The 17,536-nt window shown below is 44.4% G+C and carries 17 protein-coding genes and 1 tRNA gene; 16 read left to right on the top strand and 2 right to left on the bottom strand.

The features are described from left to right. Positions 1-3: 3 nt before the first annotated feature. The 14 genes from KH180_RS07250 to KH180_RS07185 all read left to right on the top strand — a co-directional run bounded on the left by KH180_RS07250 (position 4) and on the right by KH180_RS07185 (position 14,112). A complete protein-coding gene (locus tag KH180_RS07250) occupies positions 4-591 on the top strand; it encodes a DivIVA domain-containing protein (RefSeq protein WP_290758469.1) in 588 nt (195 codons plus the stop codon). Further along, positions 578-1,669: a 3-dehydroquinate synthase gene (aroB, locus tag KH180_RS07245; protein WP_290758897.1), complete on the top strand. Its 1,092-nt coding sequence runs from the start codon at positions 578-580 to the stop codon at positions 1,667-1,669. The genes KH180_RS07250 and aroB overlap by 14 nt, the downstream gene beginning before the upstream one ends. After that, positions 1,666-2,160: a signal peptidase II gene (lspA, locus tag KH180_RS07240; RefSeq protein ID WP_290758466.1), complete on the top strand. Its 495-nt coding sequence runs from the start codon at positions 1,666-1,668 to the stop codon at positions 2,158-2,160. The genes aroB and lspA overlap by 4 nt, the downstream gene beginning before the upstream one ends. Continuing rightward, complete coding sequence (locus tag KH180_RS07235; RefSeq protein ID WP_290758463.1) at positions 2,160-3,077, top strand: RluA family pseudouridine synthase; 918 nt, start codon at positions 2,160-2,162, stop codon at positions 3,075-3,077. The genes lspA and KH180_RS07235 overlap by 1 nt, the downstream gene beginning before the upstream one ends. Before the next feature lie 15 nt (positions 3,078-3,092). Continuing rightward, positions 3,093-3,890, top strand: a complete 798-nt coding sequence (proC, locus tag KH180_RS07230; RefSeq protein WP_290758461.1) for a pyrroline-5-carboxylate reductase — start codon at positions 3,093-3,095, stop codon at positions 3,888-3,890. A 121-nt stretch (positions 3,891-4,011) separates the two neighbouring features. After that, complete coding sequence (gene rpsO / locus KH180_RS07225; protein ID WP_137329062.1) at positions 4,012-4,278, top strand: 30S ribosomal protein S15; 267 nt, start codon at positions 4,012-4,014, stop codon at positions 4,276-4,278. 188 nt (positions 4,279-4,466) lie between these two features. After that, a complete protein-coding gene (locus KH180_RS07220) occupies positions 4,467-6,554 on the top strand; it encodes a polyribonucleotide nucleotidyltransferase (RefSeq protein WP_290758454.1) in 2,088 nt (695 codons plus the stop codon). 8 nt (positions 6,555-6,562) lie between these two features. Further along, on the top strand, positions 6,563-7,561 hold the full coding sequence (locus KH180_RS07215) for an ABC transporter substrate-binding protein (RefSeq protein ID WP_290758451.1): 999 nt from the start codon (positions 6,563-6,565) through the stop codon (positions 7,559-7,561). A 226-nt stretch (positions 7,562-7,787) separates the two neighbouring features. Next, positions 7,788-8,804: an ABC transporter substrate-binding protein gene (locus KH180_RS07210; protein WP_290758449.1), complete on the top strand. Its 1,017-nt coding sequence runs from the start codon at positions 7,788-7,790 to the stop codon at positions 8,802-8,804. A gap of 199 nt (positions 8,805-9,003) precedes the next feature. Then, positions 9,004-9,918, top strand: a complete 915-nt coding sequence (locus KH180_RS07205) for an ABC transporter permease (protein WP_290758446.1) — start codon at positions 9,004-9,006, stop codon at positions 9,916-9,918. Beyond that, the gene (locus tag KH180_RS07200) at positions 9,912-10,706 is read left to right on the top strand and encodes an ABC transporter ATP-binding protein (protein WP_290758444.1); all 795 of its coding nucleotides are present in this window, start codon (positions 9,912-9,914) and stop codon (positions 10,704-10,706) included. Before KH180_RS07205 ends, KH180_RS07200 begins: the two co-directional genes overlap by 7 nt. A 14-nt stretch (positions 10,707-10,720) precedes the next feature. Continuing rightward, the gene (locus KH180_RS07195; RefSeq protein ID WP_290758441.1) at positions 10,721-12,004 is read left to right on the top strand and encodes an O-acetylhomoserine aminocarboxypropyltransferase/cysteine synthase family protein; all 1,284 of its coding nucleotides are present in this window, start codon (positions 10,721-10,723) and stop codon (positions 12,002-12,004) included. A gap of 163 nt (positions 12,005-12,167) precedes the next feature. Then, positions 12,168-13,184 carry a hypothetical protein gene (locus KH180_RS07190; RefSeq protein WP_290758438.1) on the top strand — a complete coding sequence of 339 codons (1,017 nt, stop codon included), beginning with the start codon at positions 12,168-12,170 and terminating at the stop codon, positions 13,182-13,184. A gap of 79 nt (positions 13,185-13,263) precedes the next feature. Beyond that, positions 13,264-14,112 (top strand): MerR family transcriptional regulator, encoded by an 849-nt coding sequence (locus KH180_RS07185; protein WP_290758435.1) that lies wholly within the window; start codon positions 13,264-13,266, stop codon positions 14,110-14,112. A gap of 73 nt (positions 14,113-14,185) precedes the next feature. Here the strand turns inward: KH180_RS07185 and KH180_RS07180 are convergent, their stop codons facing one another. Then, entirely contained in the window at positions 14,186-14,449 is a 264-nt protein-coding gene (locus KH180_RS07180) for an AbrB/MazE/SpoVT family DNA-binding domain-containing protein (protein ID WP_290758433.1), read from the bottom strand. 160 nt (positions 14,450-14,609) lie between these two features. Next, a tRNA-Glu gene (locus KH180_RS07175) sits at positions 14,610-14,681 on the bottom strand. A 189-nt stretch (positions 14,682-14,870) separates the two neighbouring features. Between KH180_RS07175 and KH180_RS07170 the strand changes: the two genes are divergently transcribed. Both KH180_RS07170 and KH180_RS07165 read left to right on the top strand, forming a co-directional pair. Beyond that, positions 14,871-16,691: a serine hydrolase domain-containing protein gene (locus KH180_RS07170; protein ID WP_290758430.1), complete on the top strand. Its 1,821-nt coding sequence runs from the start codon at positions 14,871-14,873 to the stop codon at positions 16,689-16,691. 69 nt (positions 16,692-16,760) lie between these two features. Further along, complete coding sequence (locus KH180_RS07165) at positions 16,761-17,483, top strand: phosphatase (RefSeq protein WP_290758427.1); 723 nt, start codon at positions 16,761-16,763, stop codon at positions 17,481-17,483. Positions 17,484-17,536: the final 53 nt, after the last annotated feature.

The following is a 17,536-nucleotide window of genomic DNA, read 5'->3' as shown; positions in this document are numbered from 1 at the left end:
CACATGATTACACCAATTGAGTTATTAGGGAAGGAACTGAAAAGAGGATTTGGCTATAAGGCTATTGAAGTGGATGAGTTCCTGGAGGAAGTGGCCAGAGATTACGAAAAGGTTTACAAAGAAAATAACGAGTTAAAAGAGAGAGTTTCCGCTTTGACAGAGAATCTGGATCATTACCGGGTCATTGAAGAATCACTGAAAAAGGCTTTGGTGCTTGCTGAAGAGACTTCAAAAGAAACCATCGCAAATGCCGACAAGGCGGCAAAATCCATGGAAGAGCAGGCGGCGATGGAGGCACGCGAGATCATAGATAAGGCAAGAAGAGAGGCCGAAGATTTTGCAAGACAGGCCAGAGAAGCCTTTGACAAAGAGAACCAGGAAAAGCAGGAAGAGATTGATGCTCTGGAAAAGCAGATCAATAAATTAAACGGAGACTATATATCTTATAAATCCAGAATGCTGCAGTTTATCAACGGCCAGCTGGATTATCTGAATAACCCGGTCTACGAGCTGGAATTATCTAAAAATCAGGAAAAAGAAGAAACGGAGGCAGCAGTCACAGAGGAGCCGGCGTATGATGAAGAACAATAAACTGGAAGTCAGAGAACAGGGACAGAAGATTTATGATATTTATTTCAGGGATTCTTTTGAGGACCTTACAGAGGCCATGTCGGGGCTTCATCTGTCCGGCCGGAAGATCTGTATCGTAACAGAGAGTCATGTGGCTCCTTTATATTTAAAAGAGATCTATGATCTTTTAAGCCCTGTCTGTGCAAAAGTGACCACATTCAGCTTCAGTGCGGGGGAAGCCCACAAACAGCTGAAAACGATTGAACATTTATATGAGCAGCTGATCCGAAATCATTTTGACAGAAAGGACTTAATCGTTGCCCTGGGCGGCGGCGTAGTGGGAGATATGGCCGGATTTGCGGCAGCTACCTATTTAAGAGGGATTGATTTTATTCAGGTTCCCACAACACTGTTGTCTCAGGTGGACAGCAGCATCGGCGGCAAGACCGGAGTAGATTTTATCCAGTACAAAAATATGGTAGGGGCATTTCATCAGCCTAAGCTGGTCTATATCAATGTAAATACTTTAAAAACCCTGCCGGAACGTGAGTTTTCCTCCGGCATGGCGGAAGTTATCAAACACGGCCTGATTAAAGACCGGGAATACTACCACTGGATCAGAAGCCATAAATCCGAAATCCTTTCCAAGGATCCGGGTATTCTGACAAAAATGATTAAGAAAAGCTGTGATATTAAGCGGCAGGTTGTGGAGGCGGATCCCAAAGAGCAGGGGGAAAGAGCTTTATTGAATTTTGGACATACACTTGGCCATGCGGTAGAGACTTTGATGGATTTTTCGCTTCTGCATGGGGAATGTGTGGCCATCGGGTGCCGGCTGGCACTGAAGCTTTCTGAAAAACGCGGCATGATTTCAGCAGAAGAAACGAAAGAGGCCGGCGCTTTGTTTGATGACTTTCATCTGGATCAAAGATTTGACCGGCTTACCCCGGAGCAGATTATAGAAACAACAAAGTCCGATAAGAAAATGTCAGGCGGGCATATCCGTTTTATTCTGTTAAGGAACATAGGGGAAGCCTGTATCGACCTGACGGTCAGTGATGAAGAAATGACTGAAGTGTTAGGGGAAGAACTAAAATGAAGCATATAAAAGTGTTCGTTTCAATCATCCTGCTTTTGGCGGCTGACCAGGTGTCCAAGGCGGCAGCGGCAGCATGCCTGAGAGGAAAAGAGGGGATTTCAATCCTTAAAGATGTATTTGAACTGCAGTATGTAGAAAACCGGGGAGCGGCGTTTGGGATTCTTCAGAACCAGCAGTGGCTGTTTTTCATTATTACAGTATTGGCAGTGGTACTGCTGACTATCGTATATTTAAAACTTCCGGAGGAGAAAAGATATTTTCCTCTCCGCATGTGTTATATATTTTTGTGTGCAGGTGCAGCAGGGAATCTTATTGACAGGGCTGTCAGGGGATATGTGGTGGATTTCTTTTATTTTAAGGCGATTGATTTCCCTGTTTTTAATGTGGCTGATATCTATGTCACAGTATCAATGGCAGTACTGTTCTTCCTTATTCTGGTATTTTACAAGGAAGATGATTTTGCATTTTTAGAAAAAAGGAAGCAGATCTGATGGAACAGGAAAGAGAGTTTACAGTTTCAGAAAAGGAAGCAGGAATAAGGCTGGATGTCTGTCTTGCAGGCAGGTTTCCTGAGTTTACCAGATCTTATCTTCAGAAGCTCTGTAAGAATGCCTCTGTGTCAGTGGAAGGCACTGCAAAAAAAAGCAATTATAAGGTTACGGAAGGGGAACGGGTTGTTCTGGCTGTTCCGGAACCTGCAGAGCTTTCTGTCAAGCCGGAAAAAATGGATTTGGACATTGTCTATGAGGATCAGGATATCATCCTGATCAATAAGCCGAAGGGCATGGTAGTACATCCGGCTCCGGGACATTATGAGGGGACTCTGGTCAATGGCCTGATGGAGCACTGCAAAGATGATCTTTCCGGGATCAACGGGGTCTTAAGGCCCGGTATTGTCCACAGGATTGATAAGGATACCACAGGGATCCTTATGATCTGTAAAAATGATATGGCCCATAAGTGTCTGGCGAAACAGCTGAAGGACCATACCATTACCAGGAGATACCATGCCATTGTGTACCACAACATAAAAGAAGATTCCGGAACAGTGGATGCACCTATCGCAAGAAGCAGGAAGGACCGGAAGAAGATGGCGGTGGACCGTGAGACAGGCAGGAATGCTGTCACACATTACCGGGTGTTAAAACGACTGAAGGAAGGGTTTACTTATATCGAATGCAGTCTGGAGACGGGAAGGACTCATCAGATCCGGGTGCATATGGCGTCGATCGGCCACCCGCTTTTGGGAGACACTGTTTACGGGCCGAAAAAGTCAAAATATTCTCTGGAGGGACAATGTCTTCATGCCAAGGTCCTCGGGTTTGTTCATCCGAGGACGAAGGAATACATGGAGTTTGAGTCAGAGCTTCCTGTATATTTTGAAGAGCTTTTAAATCGTTTGAGTTAAGAAAGGAAGATCAGCATGGAAATTGGATTTATCGGATGCGGAAATATGGCAAAAGCCATGATTTCAGGAATTCTTGCAAAAGGAACATTTCAGAAGGATGAAATCATCGCTTCCGGGCCTGCAAAAGAAAAAATGGACGGGATTTCCGAAGAGTTCGGAATCAGGACAACTACAGACAATACAGAGGCAGCAAAAAATTCCAGGATCCTTGTGCTGTCTGTGAAACCTCAGATGTACGATAAGGTGATCAGGGAAATCCGCGATGAAGTCGGTAAAGACCAGATTGTGGTGACCATAGCCGCGGGACTTTCTATGGAGACCGTGGAGAGAAGTTTCGGAAAAGAGACAAAGATCATTCGCACCATGCCGAATACGCCGGCACTGGTAGGGGAAGGCATGACCGGCATGTGTATGAACCCATATGTCAGGGAAGAGGAGGCCTGCGAAGTTACAAAGATTTTTGAAAGCTTCGGAAAGGTAGAGATCGTAGATGAGAAGCTGATTGATGCGGTTGTGGGTGTCAGCGGAAGCTCACCGGCATACGTCTACATGTTCATAGAGGCTCTGGCCGATGCGGCAGTTTTGGGCGGTATTCCAAGAGATAAAGCTTATACGTTCGCAGCCCAGGCGGTGCTTGGAAGCGCCAAGATGGTTCTGGAGACAAAGGAGCATCCGGGAAAATTAAAAGACGCGGTTTGTTCACCGGCGGGAACGACCATTGAGGCGGTGAGAGTTCTGGAACAAAAAGGACTCAGAAGCGCAGTGATCGAAGCAGCCAATGCAGCTGTGGAAGTCAGCAAAAAAATGGGGTGAGTCTTTACAAGAGAATTTTTCTGTGATATACTCATCAAGTTGACCGGTACTCAGATTTCGGAGTTCTCCGACCAAGTCTTAGTATCTGGCGGCTAACTAATTTATTTAAGGAGGAAACAAAATGATTTCATCAGAAAAGAAAAAACAGATCGTTGCAGATTTCGGAAGGGATGCCAATGACACTGGTTCACCGGAAGTACAGATTGCAATTCTTACTGCAAGGATTGAAGAACTTCAGGAGCATTTTGACATGCACAAGAAGGATCATCATTCCAGAAGAGGTCTGTTAAAGATGGTAGGTAAGAGACGTAATCTTTTAGCATACTTAAAAAATAAGGATGTTGCAAGATACCGTGCACTGATCGAGAGACTCGGACTGAGAAAATAGCCGAATTATGGGGACAGGAATTGAAATTCCTGTCTTCTTTTTTTGGTATAGTTATGATACAATAAAAAAGTTGTAAAAGACGTATTCCGAGACTACTAAGGAGTCCATACCTATAAAAGGATACAGAGCTGTGGGCCGCTTAGTTGTTTCGGCGTCTTTTAAATATTGATATTTAAGGAGAAATAAATATGGTAAAAGAATTTAGTATGGATCTTGCAGGACGGAAATTGACCGTAGAGGTGGGACGTGTGGCTGCGCAGGCAAACGGTGCGGCATTTATGCACTACGGAGACACCGTGGTTCTTTCCACAGCTACAGCTTCCGACAAGCCAAGGGACGGAATTGATTTCTTTCCGCTGAGTGTTGAGTATGAAGAAAAACAGTACGCAGTAGGCAAGATTCCGGGAGGATTTTTAAAGAGAGAGGCAAGACCTTCTGAAAATGCGATCCTCACAGACCGCGTGATCGACCGCCCTATGCGTCCTCTGTTTCCGAAAGATTACAGAAATGATGTTCTGCTGGACAACCTTGTTATGTCTGTGGATCCGGACTGCAGCCCGGAATTGACAGCCATGCTTGGATCTGCCATTGCAACATGTATTTCAGATATTCCTTTTGACGGACCGACAGCATCCACTATGGTGGGATTGATCGAAGGAGAGTTCATCATTAATCCGACTGCGGCACAGAAGGAAGTATCTGAGATGGCACTGACCGTGGCATCAACAAGAGATAAGGTTATCATGATTGAAGCCGGCGCAAACGAAGTGCCGGAAGACGTAATGCTTCAGGCGATCTTTAAAGCACATGAGGTGAACAAAGAGATCATCGCATTTATCGATACAATTGTAGCGGAATGCGGAAAGGAAAAGCATGAATATGAACATCATGAGATTGATCAGGAAATGTACGAAGATATGGTTTCCTTTATTACTCCGGAAGCTATGGAAGAAGCAGTCTTCACCGATGAAAAGCAGGTGAGGGAGGAAAATATCCGCGGCATTGAAGAAAAGCTGGCAGAGCGCTATGCGGATAAGGAAGAATGGCTTTCCCAGATAGGAGAAGCTGTCTATACTTTCCAGAAAAAAACGGTAAGAAAAATGATCCTGAAGGATAAAAAACGTCCGGACGGAAGAGATATCACTCAGATCCGCCATCTTGCAGCAGAGGTTGACTGTCTCCCAAGAGTCCATGGTTCTGCCCTGTTCCAGAGAGGCCAGACACAGGTTATGACAGTGACCACGTTAGGTTCCCTTTCAGAAGCCCAGAGACTGGACGGAATGGACCAAGAAGAGACAAGCAAGCGCTATATGCACCATTATAACTTCCCGTCTTATTCAGTAGGGGAAACAAGACCGAGCAGAGGGCCGGGACGAAGAGAAATCGGACACGGAGCCTTAGCAGAACGTGCTTTGATTCCTGTTCTGCCTTCAGAAGATGAGTTCCCATATGCAATCCGTACTGTATCTGAGATTATGGAGTCCAACGGATCTACTTCTCAGGGAAGCATCTGTGCATCCTCTCTGTCACTGATGGCAGCAGGTGTGCCGGTGAAAGCACCGGTGGCAGGTATTTCTGTAGGCTTAGTCACAGGGGACACAGATGATGATTATCTGATTCTTACGGATATCCAGGGTCTGGAAGATTTCTTCGGAGACATGGACTTTAAGGTGGCAGGAACTGACAAGGGTATCACAGCTATCCAGATGGATATTAAAATCCACGGACTGACAGATCAGATTATCCGTGAAGCTATTGCCAGAACGAAGGAAGCAAGAACTTATATCCTCCATGAAGTTATGAATCCGGTGATCGGAACTGCAAGAGACCATGTAGGAAAGTATGCGCCTAAGATTTCCCAGTACACCATTGATCCTGAGAAAATTTCTGAGGTTATCGGAAAACAGGGCAAGACCATCAATGCAATCATTGATGAGACAGGTGTTAAAATTGATATTGATGAGTCCGGAAGAGTAGACATTTTAAGCGAAGACCAGGAAATGATCGACAAAGCCATCGGCATCATCAAATCCATTGTAGAACCTCTGAACGTGGGAGATATCTACGAGGGTGAAGTTGTAAGAATTATGCAGTTCGGTGCTTTTGTACAGGTTTCACCGAACAAAGACGGACTGATCCATATTTCCAAGCTTGCCAAGGAACGCGTAGAAAAAGTAGAAGATGTGGTAAACATCGGAGACCGTGTTGCCGTCAAGGTTCTGGAAATTGACAAGATGGGCAGAATTAACTTAAAACTGGAAGAAAAATTATCATAGGACAGATTATGAGAAGAAAAGCACAAGTGTTTGGCATCCTGGCAGTGTTTGCGGCTGTGATGGCTTTTACAGGATGTGCAAAGAAAAAATCAGACAGTGTAAAGCGGATCGGGATTCTGCAGCTGGTAGAGCACGATGCGCTGAATGACGCCAGAAAAGGATTTATTGACGGTCTGAAAGAAGACGGTTATGTGGACGGCAAAACGATAGAGATACAGTATAAAAATGCCCAGAATGACCAGTCTAACTGCCAGACCATCGCTTCTCAGTTTGTGGGGAGCAGATGTGATCTGGTGCTGGCGATTGCAACTCCGGCAGCACAGGCTATGGCTACGGAGACAAAGGACATTCCCATTCTGGCTACGGCTGTGACGGACCATCAGGCATCCAAACTGGTGAAGGACAATAAAAAACCGGGTACGAACGTGTCAGGGACATCTGATATGGCCCCGGTAAAAGACCAGATCGGATTGATTAAAAAGCTGGTGCCAAAAGCAAAGAAGGCAGCGTTCCTCTATTGCTCTGCAGAAGCCAATTCTGTCCTGCAGGTAAAGCAGGCAAAAGCAGCAGCTGAGGCACAAGGCTTTCAGACAATGGATGCAACTGTGTCTGAATCGAGTGAGATACGGCAGGTCGTTGAATCTTTAAAGGGCAAGGCAGATGTGATCTATGTTCCGACGGATAATATTATATCCGCCAGCATGAATACGGTTACTATGGTTGCCAATGAAGACAAGATTCCTGTGATTGTTGGTGAGGAAGCACTCTGTACAGGAGGCGGTCTTGCCACATACGGCATCAATTATTACCGGCTTGGGAAACAGACCGCAAAACAGGCTGAGGACATACTGGAAGGCAGGAAAAATGTCTCCGAGATGCCGATAGGATATCAGAACCAATATGATTTGATCATCAATGAGGATCAGGTAAAGAAGCTTGGGATACAGGTTCCCAATGAATTAAAGGCCAAAGCCAGATTTGTCAAAACACAGAATAAGAGCAAATAAAGGACTGCCCCGGGTGACCGGGGCAGTCCTTTATTTTATTAGGAAAGTGCGTCCTATGAAATAAAAAGCACTCCGTGCAGGATGCGCACAAATGCACAGAGAAATTATTTGCCTTCTGAAAACTGCACTTATCTTCGCTGCTTGACATTGGGAGGCGGCAGTGCTATAATTTAGCACATAAAAGCGCTGAAGTGCCGGCGCAACAATAAGGACGGAGGAAAGAGTTATGAGAATGAAAAAAGTAATGGCTATGGGCCTTGCAGCCGTGATGAGTGCAGCAGTACTCTCTGGATGCGGGGGCGGAGACAAGAAAGAAAGTGCAGACAAAGAACAAAAGAAAGTCGGAGTTGTTCAGCTGACAGAGCATGCTGCTTTAGATGCTGCATACAAAGGCTTTAAAGAAGGCCTGGAAGAGGCTGGATATAAAGATGGAGACAAGATCAAGATTGAATATAAAAATGCCCAGAATGAGCAGTCTAACTGCCAGACGATCGCATCCCAGTTTGTAAGTGACAAGTGTGACCTGGTGCTGGCAATCGCAACACCGGCAGCACAGGCTATGGCCAATGAGTCAAAAGATATTCCGATCCTGGTGACAGCAGTCACAGATCCGGCGGCATCCAAACTTGTCAAGAGCAATAAAGAGCCGGGAAATAATGTTTCCGGAACTTCTGACCTGACACCTGTGAAAAAACAGATGGAACTGTTAAAACAGATGCTTCCGAAAACCAAGAAGGTAGCGATGTTATACTGTTCAGCAGAGGCTAACTCTAAGATCCAGATTGCTATGGCAAAGAAAGAAGCAAAGAAATTAGGATTTGAGACTGTGGATGCAACCGTGTCTGAATCCAGCGAGATCCGTCAAGTTGTAGAATCTCTCAAGGGAAAAGTTGATGCGATCTATGCACCTACCGACAACCTGATTGCAGCCGGAATGAATACAGTTTCCATGGTTGCCAATGAGGCTAAGATCCCGGTTATTGTAGGAGAAGAGGGTATGTGTACCGGCGGCGGACTTGCTACATACGGAATTAACTACTATGAACTTGGAAAACAGACAGCAGCACAGGCAGTGAAAATTCTGGAAGGCAAAGCAGAAACAAAGACAATGCCAATTGAATATCAGACAAATGCTGACTTAATCATCAATAAAGATACTGTAAAGAAGCTGGGTATTAAAGTTCCGAAAGATTTAGAGAAAAAAGCCAAGATGGTGACAACGATTACAGAAAAGAAAAAATAAATGCGTGTCCCTTTTGGACATAAAATAAAATGCAGAAGCTGTCTTCTTTTATTCTGGAAAGAGGACAGCTTTTTTATTTCATAGGAAAGTGTGTCCTATGAAATAAAAAGCCCTGTTCACGGAACTTTACTGGTGCAAAGTCTTAAATCGTGGTATAATAAATTCTCGTGAATAGTAAAGTAAGAAAAGGAGAAGAAGAATGGATTTAGCAGTTAACATGCAAAGTGCGATTGCCCAGGGTACACTGTGGGGGATTATGGCGCTTGGTGTCTATATTACATTCAGGATACTGGATATTCCGGATTTGTCCTGTGAAGGTACCTTTGCCCTCGGGGGCTGCATCAGCGCAGTTATGATTGTAAAAGGGGTGAACCCTTTTGTATCTCTTATTATTGCATTGGCAGCAGGTATGGCAGCAGGAGCAGTCACCGGTTTTTTACATACAAAGTTAAAGATTCCTGCAATTCTGGCTGGTATTTTGACTATGATTGCACTGTATTCGGTCAATATACGGATCATGGGGCAGCCGAATACTTCTCTGCTTGGAGAAGATACTGCATTTACCCAGGCGATTGATGCACTGAAGCTGGATCAGACAATGGCCACCCTGCTTGTGGGGGCTGTCATTAGTATCTTTGTAGTGCTGTGTATCTACTGGTTCTGCGGAACCGAAATTGGATGTGCCCTGAGGGCAACCGGAAATAACGAGTATATGGTCCGCGCTCTGGGAGCAAATACAAATACATCTAAGGTGATTGGCCTGGTCATTTCCAATGGAATGATCTCTGTGTCCGGCGCACTAGTGGGACAAAGCCAGGGCTACGGCGACATTAAGATGGGAACCGGGGCTATCGTCATCGGTCTGGCATCCATTGTGATAGGGGAAGTTATTTTCGGCAAGCGGTTTAATTTTATGTATATTCTGGCATCCGTTGTGTTCGGATCAATCATTTACCGTATGATCATCTCGCTTGTTCTGTATATGGGACTGAGCACGGATGATATGAAGCTGTTTACAGCATTAGTCGTAGCATTGGCTTTGGGAATCCCGGCAATCAGGGCGAGATATTCCCAGAAAAGAATTCCTGGAAAAGGAGGGAACACCACATGTTAAACATCATTGATGTGCATAAGACATTCAACAGAGGGACCGTCAATGAAAAAAAGGCGCTTAACGGGATCAATCTTCACTTAAATCCGGGTGATTTTGTGACTGTGATCGGAGGAAACGGAGCCGGTAAATCAACGATGCTTAATATGATCGCCGGTGTATATCCGATTGACCAGGGAACGATTCTTTTGGATGGAAAAGATATTTCTGATCTGCCGGAACATAAACGCGCTTATATGCTCGGGCGTGTGTTTCAGGATCCTATGATGGGTACTGCGGCAGGGATGGAGATTCAGGAAAATATGGCTATGGCACACCGCCGGGGGAAAAACCGCGGACTGCGCTGGGGTATCACGAAGAGTGAAAAAAAGCTGTACAAAGAAAAACTGGCGATGCTGGATTTGGGACTGGAGGACCGTCTGACATCCAAGGTGGGACTTTTGTCAGGAGGACAGAGACAGGCTCTGACACTGCTCATGGCGACGCTGAATAAGCCAAGCCTTCTGCTTTTAGATGAGCATACAGCAGCACTGGATCCTAAGACTGCCAAAAAAGTGCTGGAGCTTACGGAGAAAATCATTGCAAGGGACGGACTGACCGCCATGATGGTAACTCATAATATGAAAGATGCGATCCGTATCGGAAACCGCCTCATTATGATGAACAGCGGACAGATTATCTACGATGTTTCAGGAGAAGAGAAAAAGAATCTGAAGGTTCCGGATCTTCTGCAGAAGTTTGAAGAAACAAGCGGAGAAGACTTTGCAAATGACAGAATGTTATTATCATAGGAGGAAGCAGGAAGATGAGCGATTACAAAATTGAGACAAAATGCATCCAGTCCGGATGGGAGCCAAAAAAGGGCGAGCCGAGAGTTGTGCCGGTATATCAGAGCACAACATTTAAATATGACACAAGTGAACAGATGGGCCGTCTTTTTGACTTGGAAGATGCCGGATATTTTTATACAAGGCTTCAGAATCCAACCAACGACGCAGTGGCAGCAAAGATCTGTGATCTGGAAGGAGGAGTGGCGGCAATGCTTACTTCATCCGGCCAGGCAGCCAACTTCTATGCCATCATGAACATCGCAGAGGCAGGAGACCATATCATCTGTACAACAGCCCTTTATGGGGGAACTTACAATCTGTTTGCACACACACTGAGAAAAATGGGTGTGGAAGCTACGTTTGTGGATCCAGAAGTCAGCGAAGAAGAATTAAATGGCTGCTTCAGAGAAAATACAAAAGCAGTATTCGGGGAGACCATCTCAAATCCGTCTTTGGTTGTTCTGGATTTTGATAAGTTTTCAAAAGCAGCTCATGCACACGGAGTGCCTTTGATCGTTGATAATACCTTTGCAACACCGATAAACTGCCGCCCGTTTGAATGGGGTGCGGACATTGTGACACATTCGACCACTAAATATATGGACGGACATGCAGTATGTGTGGGAGGAGCCATTGTTGACAGCGGAAATTTTGATTGGGATGCATATAAGGATAAGTTCTCCTGTCTGACCCGGCCGGATGAGACCTATCATGGTGTTGTCTATACGGAGCGGTTTGGGAAAGGTGCATATATTACAAAAGCTACAGTACAGCTGATGCGTGATCTGGGATCAATCCAGTCCCCGCAGAATGCATTTTATTTAAATATAGGACTGGAGACCCTGCATCTCAGGGTAGCACGGCATTGTGAGAATGCCAAGGCTGTGGCTGCATGGCTTAGAGACAATGATAAAGTAGCCTGGGTACACTGTCCGATGCTGGAAGAAGACCAGTACTATGACAGAGCACAGAAATATATGCCGAATGGTACCTGCGGCGTTCTTACTTTCGGACTGAAAGGCGGCCGTGAGGCTTCTATCAAGATGATGGACAGCCTAAAATTAGTCGCAATTGTGACGCATGTGGCAGATTCCAGAAGCTGTGTGCTTCATCCGGCAAGCCATACCCATCGTCAGATGAATGATCAGGAATTGCTGGAAGCCGGAGTACAGCCGGATCTGATCCGCTTCAGCGTGGGAATTGAAAACGCTGAGGATATCATTGCAGATCTTGACCAGGCACTGCAGCAGATAGGCTAAAAACCATTTTTATGGCAATGCCCGGGACTTTCGTGAGAAAGTCCCGGGCATTCTTTATATTGGGCAAACAGTACCCGGGATTAAAATATTTGCCCACAAAGTCCGGATCTATCATGCTATATTTGTTCATGAAGCATTGGATTGCAGAAAGGGGAGATAAAGCATGAATATTTGGGAAGAAACAGTTTTAACTGATAAAGGAGCACTTTTGCATTCTAAGCTGGTGGATGGACAGACATTAAAAATCACATCGGCAAAGACCGGAGCAGGCAGAGTCCCGGCAGTGAACTTAAGGGGGCAGACAAGTGTTACAGCGGGAGGGAAGAAGATCAGCCTTCAGCCGTCCAGAACAGAGGGAAATAGAGTAGTCATTCCGGTTCTTCTGGAGAATAAAGGGCTGGAGGAAGGATATGAATTATGGCAGGTTGGATTTTATGCAGAGGATCCGGATGAAGGGGAGATATTATACTGCATTTCCCAGGCGTCGAAAGGAAAGAATATTCCGGCAGAATCAGAAAGTCCTGGTTTTTCTATTACATGGGATTTTTATTTTCAGACTTCTAATTCACCTCAATTTGAAATTCTTGTAGATTCCAAAGGTTTGGTCAGCATGGAAGAATATCAAATTCATACACACGAGATTGAACACTTAAAGAACTCTATAGGGAAGCTGGAAGATCTGAAAACGGGGGAGAAGTCAAGCATTACGGGAGCAGTCAATGAAGTCAGTGATAAAGCCGTCAGTTTGGGGGATGGTTTGAATTTGACAAATCAGACGCTGCAGAATACAAACAATGATATCCGCATTTTACAGGGAAAGACGGATGATACAGGCTGGCTGGACATGCCGCTGGAAAGCGGTATTACATCTCCGGGAACAGCCGGCAGCAGACTTCGCTACAGAAAGAAAAACGGCATTGTTTTTATTACGGGAACGGTTAAAGTAACAGGGAAAGCCGCAGGCACCTTGATAAAGATCTGTCAGCTGCCTGTTGGGTTCCGGAGTTCATATGAGGGATATTATTATTTTACGAATACGGCGACCGGATATGTGACCAGCCGTTATATTATCGGTAGTGACGGAGCAATAAATCTTGAATGGGTGAGAAAATTATCTGACGGATCTGAACTTACGGGAACAATTAACTGGGTTGGCATAGACATCTCATATCCGGTTTAAATATTTTAATGAATTATGTTGACCCTCACGTTACGTGATAGGGTATGATAAATTTATCAGGAAAGGGAGGTGGCAATGAGTGAAAACAGTAAAAGAAGTCTCCGAGATCACTGGGATCAGCGTGCGCACGCTTCATTATTATGATGAGATCGGACTGTTAAAACCCACAAAAACCAGCAGAGCGGGATACCGGCTTTATGACGATAAAGCGCTGGAAACTCTGCAGCAGATTTTGTTTTTCAGAGAATTTGATATGCCTCTGAAGGAGATCAAAGTTTTTATGCAGAATCCTGATCTTGATAAAAAGCAATTGCTGAACGACCAAAAAAAGATCTTGATCTTAAAGAAGGAGAGATTTGAGCGGATCATCGCAAGTATTGATGAGATTCTGAAAGGAGAAAACAAGATGGATTTTGAAGTTTTCAGTAAAAAAGATATTGAAGGCATGTACAGTGAAATGATCGGTAACATGTCCGATGAACAGAAAAATGTTTTTATCAAAGAATATGGAAGTTTAAAACAATTTGAAGAGCATTTTATGGAAAGTGCATCCAGTGAGCAGGCACAAAGAAATTATGCAAAAGTCGTGGAATGGTACGGAGACAAAGAAAGTGCCCTGAAGGCATCTGCAAATCCGGATAATTCTAAGATCATGCAGGCGTATTCCAAGCGGTATGAAGATGTTATCAAAAGGCTGGCAGCAAAGGCCGGTATGGATGTTAGCTCTTTTGAGGTCAAGGAGATTGTAGGCGAGCTGGATTTTGTATCAAAACAGCTTTATCAGATGAAGGATATGTCCGCATTTATGCTGGAAATGGCAGAAAGATACCAAAGGGACGAAAAGATGCAGCAGAGGCTGGATAAGATCTATGGACAGGGGACAACCGTGTATATCGGTCAGGCATTGAAAGCATTTTATCAAGGATAAACTTCACGGTTACAGAAGGAAAGTTTTAAAATTAAAACCCAGGACACTGAATCAATCTGTCCTGGGTTTCTTTCTATTCAGAAATATTTAAACCGGCAAGTCTGACCAGTTCTATGATAGAATTTTTTGAGATCTTTTTTCCCTTATACTCTATAAGATCATCTATGCGGCCCGTAAATATATCCGCAGGGCTGTATTTTTTCATAATTATGGTATCCTCATCCACAAAGATTTCAAGAGGGTCTTTGTCTTTCACGTCCAGATTGCGCCTTAGTTCAATCGGTAGTGTAATGCGGCCCAGTTCGTCAAGTTTTCTTACGATCCCTGTACTTCTCATAATGATTCCCTTCTATATATGTATTTATTTATAACTCCACAATTATAATAACATAATTATCCAGAAAATGATGATGGTACATTATGGAACTCTGGCAGGTACTTTTCCCTCCAAAATCAAAAAAACCGAAACACCGCATAAATACGATGTTCCGGCTGTATGACCCCAACGAGAATTGAACTCGTGATTCGACCTTGAGAGGGTCGCGTCTTAACCTCTTGACCATGGGGCCTTTTTGCTGTTACCTTTATCTATTATATAGGTTTTTTAGAAAAAGTAAAGACAAAATTTAAAATTCTTTGTATATTTTTTCAAACATATAAGAAGGGTATACTTAGGAAGCTTTTTCTGATTTTAAATATATGGTATATTAAATAAATGGCAAAAGAAGAACAAGCAGAAGAGAAAAGGGTGCAGCATTATGTTAAAAGAACAGCAGGCAATGCTGGAATTGATTTTTAATCTAATCAGAGGAAATACAGATCATATCAGTAAAGTCGATTTTACTCCGCAGAAGCCGTCATTTACCAAAATGCCGGAGTCAGAACAAAGGCTGCCCAGATCATCACCTGAGGAGCAGGGGATCCGGTCTGCCCGGATTATGGAGCTTATGAAAGAACTATTAAGTCTGAATAAGGTGGATATTCATCAAATCATGATTCTGAGACACGGGCATGTGATCGGAGAGTGTCATTACGCTCCCTATCCGGAAAATTTATGGCATATTACCCATTCCCTGTGCAAAAGTATTACAGGGATGGCTGTGGGGATGCTGATTGAAGACGGAAAACTGAAGCTTGACGATAAAATATTAGATATATTTGATAAAAGCGTTTTTTCTATCCGGGGATTTCAGCAGAGAAACCTGACCGTGGAACATTTGCTTACAATGACCAGCCTGGTGCAGTTTAATGAAAGAGGAGCAGTATCCTGCAATGACTGGGTGCGGGGATTTCTCGATTCCCCGGTAAATGGAACAGCAGGCTCCAAATTTGAGTATAACAGCATGAATACATACATGCTGTCGGCGATTGTAACAGAATTGACCGGAGAATCTTTGATGGATTATTTAAAGCCAAGACTGTTTGAGCCGCTGGGGATAACAAGAATCTTTTGGGAAAGCTGCCCTAAGGGTATTACAAAAGGCGGATGGGGCCTGTTTCTCTGCCCGGAAGATGCGGCGAAGATCGGACAGCTCTGTCTTCAGAAGGGTGTCTGGAATCAGCGCCGGCTTGTGCCGAAACAGTGGCTTGAAGAAGCCTGCATCTGCCATGTAGAGACACCAAAGCAGTTTGGGGCATATGGCTACGGATACCAGATGTGGATGGCAGGCAGGCCCGGAAGCTATGTATTTAACGGCATGCTGGGACAAAATGTTTTGGTATATCCGGATTTGGATATGGTCATTGTTACGAATGCAGGGAGCAATGAATTGTTTCATACCTCTTTGCTGTCAGACACCGTTGCAAAGTATTTTGAAGGAGATTTTATTCCGGAAGAGCATGTCAGAAAAGATCCGGTATCATATCGCAAGCTTCAAAGCTTTCAGCGAAAAACAGGCATTCATGATACCCGGTTTCCGGCCGTGTCCTGCAAAGGGTTAAAAAGGGTGCTCTGGTATGGAAGTGAAAGCTACAAAAGGAAAAAGATGATGTTACAGTCAGCAGGACGGTTTTATAAGCTGGAGAAGCAGCATGTAGGAATTTTTCCGCTGATTATGCAGGTATTCCATAATAACTTTACAGATGGAATCAGCGAGGTGGGATTTATTTTGAAGGACCGCAAGTTCTATTTCTGTTTTAGAGAAGGCCGGAAGGCCTGTATGATGGAAGTGGGATGGAAGGAAGCAAAGATCACTGAACTTGATATGCACGGAGAACCCTATTTGGTGGCAGTCAAGGGACAGGCGGCATTTGATGAGGACGGAAACACTATGCTGAAGCTGAAGTTTTCCTTCATAGAAGAGGCGTCTTCACGGCTTCTGAAAATACGGTTCACGGATCATCACTTGGAGCTGATGTGGAGTGAATGTCCGGGGAAAGATCTTTTGATGACCGGATTGGATTCCATTATGTCCGAGGGAACCAGCAGTTTTCTTCTGGACAGTTTGATGGAGAAGGATACGATAGGCCTGATTGATCTGCTTCTGGACCAGACAATCTCTCCAAAAGTAAAGGGAGAAGAGGATGACATGGTCAAAGACAGATTTTTAAGAGAGGTTCCAATTTCTTTGACTTTATAGTATGATAAAACATAGTGTGCCCCGCAAGGGGATGATTTTTGAGTGATAGGAAAGAAGGAGTAGCAATTTATGGAGTTTAAGTTAGACGTGCATTCTCACACCATTGCCAGCGGACATGCATTCGGAACCGTAAGCGAAATGGCCAGCGCAGCGGCTGAAAGCGGATTTGAGCTGTTTGGGATTACAGAACATGCCAAAGGGATCCCCGGAACCTGTACGGATGTGTATTTTAAGAATTTAAGAGTACTTCCAAGACAGATGTATGGCATAGAGATGATGTTTGGTTCAGAGATCAACATCATTGATTACAACGGCAGACTGAGCCTGGATGATGATCTGATGCAGGAATTTCTGGATATCAGGATCGCAGGGATTCACGATTTATGTTATAAAGTGGGAAACAGGGAACAGAATACAGCGGCATATCTGGGAGCTATGAGAAATCCGTTCGTGGACATCATAAGCCATCCGGATGACGGAAAGATACCGATTGATTATAAGGCATTGGTCATGGGAGCAAAAGAGACTAAGACACTGCTGGAGGTCAACAACAGTTCTCTCTGCCCTGAAAGCTTCCGGGTGAATGCAAGGGAAAATTATTTTGAAATGCTGGATTTATGCAGGAAGTACAATGTTCCTGTGATTGTCAACAGTGATGCACATGCTCCATATGCAGTGGGAGATCTCAATGAGGCGGAGAAATTGCTCAGAGAGACAGACTTTCCGGAGGAACTGGTTGTAAACCGCTCTGTTAAGACGTTTAAGGAAGCGCTGCAGAAAAAACGTAAATAGTATAAAAGCCCGCGCAGTTTTGCACGGGCTTTTGTTATTATGTCTGTAAAATC

The sequence above is a fragment of the Anaerostipes sp. genome (assembly GCF_018381315.1).
In the GTDB taxonomy this organism is placed as follows: Bacteria; Bacillota; Clostridia; order Lachnospirales; family Lachnospiraceae; genus Anaerostipes.
Note: the sequence above shows the minus strand (reverse complement) of the source record. Positions and strands in the feature narration are given on the sequence as shown.

What these genes read in the sequence shown, in the direction of transcription:
- KH180_RS07250 (WP_290758469.1), top strand. Translation starts at nt 4, where the DNA reads ATGATTACACCAATTGAGTTATTAGGGAAGGAACTGAAAAGAGGATTT.
- aroB (WP_290758897.1), top strand. Translation starts at nt 578, where the DNA reads ATGAAGAACAATAAACTGGAAGTCAGAGAACAGGGACAGAAGATTTAT.
- lspA (WP_290758466.1), top strand. Translation starts at nt 1,666, where the DNA reads ATGAAGCATATAAAAGTGTTCGTTTCAATCATCCTGCTTTTGGCGGCT.
- KH180_RS07235 (WP_290758463.1), top strand. Translation starts at nt 2,160, where the DNA reads ATGGAACAGGAAAGAGAGTTTACAGTTTCAGAAAAGGAAGCAGGAATA.
- proC (WP_290758461.1), top strand. Translation starts at nt 3,093, where the DNA reads ATGGAAATTGGATTTATCGGATGCGGAAATATGGCAAAAGCCATGATT.
- rpsO (WP_137329062.1), top strand. Translation starts at nt 4,012, where the DNA reads ATGATTTCATCAGAAAAGAAAAAACAGATCGTTGCAGATTTCGGAAGG.
- KH180_RS07220 (WP_290758454.1), top strand. Translation starts at nt 4,467, where the DNA reads ATGGTAAAAGAATTTAGTATGGATCTTGCAGGACGGAAATTGACCGTA.
- KH180_RS07215 (WP_290758451.1), top strand. Translation starts at nt 6,563, where the DNA reads ATGAGAAGAAAAGCACAAGTGTTTGGCATCCTGGCAGTGTTTGCGGCT.
- KH180_RS07210 (WP_290758449.1), top strand. Translation starts at nt 7,788, where the DNA reads ATGAGAATGAAAAAAGTAATGGCTATGGGCCTTGCAGCCGTGATGAGT.
- KH180_RS07205 (WP_290758446.1), top strand. Translation starts at nt 9,004, where the DNA reads ATGGATTTAGCAGTTAACATGCAAAGTGCGATTGCCCAGGGTACACTG.
- KH180_RS07200 (WP_290758444.1), top strand. Translation starts at nt 9,912, where the DNA reads ATGTTAAACATCATTGATGTGCATAAGACATTCAACAGAGGGACCGTC.
- KH180_RS07195 (WP_290758441.1), top strand. Translation starts at nt 10,721, where the DNA reads ATGAGCGATTACAAAATTGAGACAAAATGCATCCAGTCCGGATGGGAG.
- KH180_RS07190 (WP_290758438.1), top strand. Translation starts at nt 12,168, where the DNA reads ATGAATATTTGGGAAGAAACAGTTTTAACTGATAAAGGAGCACTTTTG.
- KH180_RS07180 (WP_290758433.1), bottom strand. Translation starts at nt 14,449, where the DNA reads ATGAGAAGTACAGGGATCGTAAGAAAACTTGACGAACTGGGCCGCATT.
- KH180_RS07170 (WP_290758430.1), top strand. Translation starts at nt 14,871, where the DNA reads ATGTTAAAAGAACAGCAGGCAATGCTGGAATTGATTTTTAATCTAATC.
- KH180_RS07165 (WP_290758427.1), top strand. Translation starts at nt 16,761, where the DNA reads ATGGAGTTTAAGTTAGACGTGCATTCTCACACCATTGCCAGCGGACAT.